This is a genomic window from Citrobacter amalonaticus (genome assembly GCF_037053465.1).
GTDB classification, from domain to species: Bacteria; Pseudomonadota; Gammaproteobacteria; order Enterobacterales; family Enterobacteriaceae; genus Citrobacter_A; species Citrobacter_A amalonaticus_H.
The window spans coordinates 1-1,250 of sequence record NZ_JBALIF010000058.1; the positions used below are offsets into that span (position 1 = coordinate 1).

1 protein-coding gene is annotated in these 1,250 nt (G+C 41.7%); it reads left to right on the forward strand.

Going from position 1 to position 1,250, the window contains the following annotated elements:
- Positions 1-407 precede the first annotated feature (407 nt).
- Positions 408-638, forward strand: coding sequence for a hypothetical protein (locus tag WB371_RS23750; RefSeq protein WP_336222386.1), 231 nt, complete (start codon positions 408-410; stop codon positions 636-638).
- Positions 639-1,250 lie beyond the last annotated feature (612 nt).

Below are 1,250 nucleotides of genomic sequence, written 5' to 3' on the forward strand. Positions count from 1 at the left end.
GTAATTGTTGCTGTTAATGACTTGTCATCCGGCAGCGTATTTTTATCGGATGTAACGGAATATACAAGGCTGGTCATAATGCTTTCCTTATTAATGAATGTCAGTCTGTTTGTCTTGATCAGACAGCCGGAATTCATATCTGAATGTGAATCCGGTTATCATCGTAAATAAAAAAACAGCGCTGACTGTGCAAAACACTGCAGCCAACCTTCTCTTTTTTGCGCATGAATGACGGAGGTGGGGGACTAATTTTAAACGTAATGCGTGAGGGGCAAGAGTTTATCTTTTTAATTCATTCCGGAAAGGCAAAGAGTCATTTTAGCCACAGCAATACAGGGTAACCTGTTGCCGGTAAATTCTGCGCGAGTGAGCAGAAGTGTGTTGGCTACCGAAAATGAGGTAACAGAATGAGCGATAAAATAACCGTCGGCGAATGGATAACAACCCTGGTCTCACAACCTGTCGAGATGACAAGGGTATTTTGTATTATTACGCTTGGTGAGTTTGGGCGCTGGCTATACGGTGGAGGAAAATTCAGAGAGATGGCCGGGGATGTGATTATCTGTTTACTGCTTTTTTATCTCATTCGTCCTCATGTAATGTATCACCCTGGCCAGGGGAGTCAGAGCGATACATAATTATTCTGCAGCATGATTAAGGCACGGTGCTTCGTAACAGATCATAAAGTATTTTAATTTTTTTGACATCAGTAAGGCCATGCCTTTCTTCGCGACTACGTGACTTAGTTAAAACATTACACGATAAGGCTACGATGGAATGTATTACATTTTGCACTCAGAGTCAGTAAGAAAATTGCACCGTTAAATTCCTGCTCAGCTCACTGGAATGACGATAGTAAATATTATCGTACGAGCTGTGCAAAAAAAGTATGTCAACTGAACATTAATGGTGCAGTCAGAGATATTCTGTTGTAGTGATTAATTTCCAGCCCAAAAATAAAAAATGGCCTACAAAATTTCCCTTTCTGGCGCGTGGGCCATTTTGCGCCAGATCCCCTGACATCGGGAGGGATATATAGAGACGAAAAAAAACCGCATCGCTTTGACAGCAATACGGTTTTCCTTCTCATCAGGATATTCAAAGACACCCTGAGAAATGTAATTGGCGGAACGGACGGAATTCTACTTTAGACGCTAACCAATTAGAATCAAACAGAATCCAACGCCAGCCCTAATCGCTGTAGGACAAATTGTAGTCCATTTAAGAAATGGCTAGCAAGCAGGTTTTAG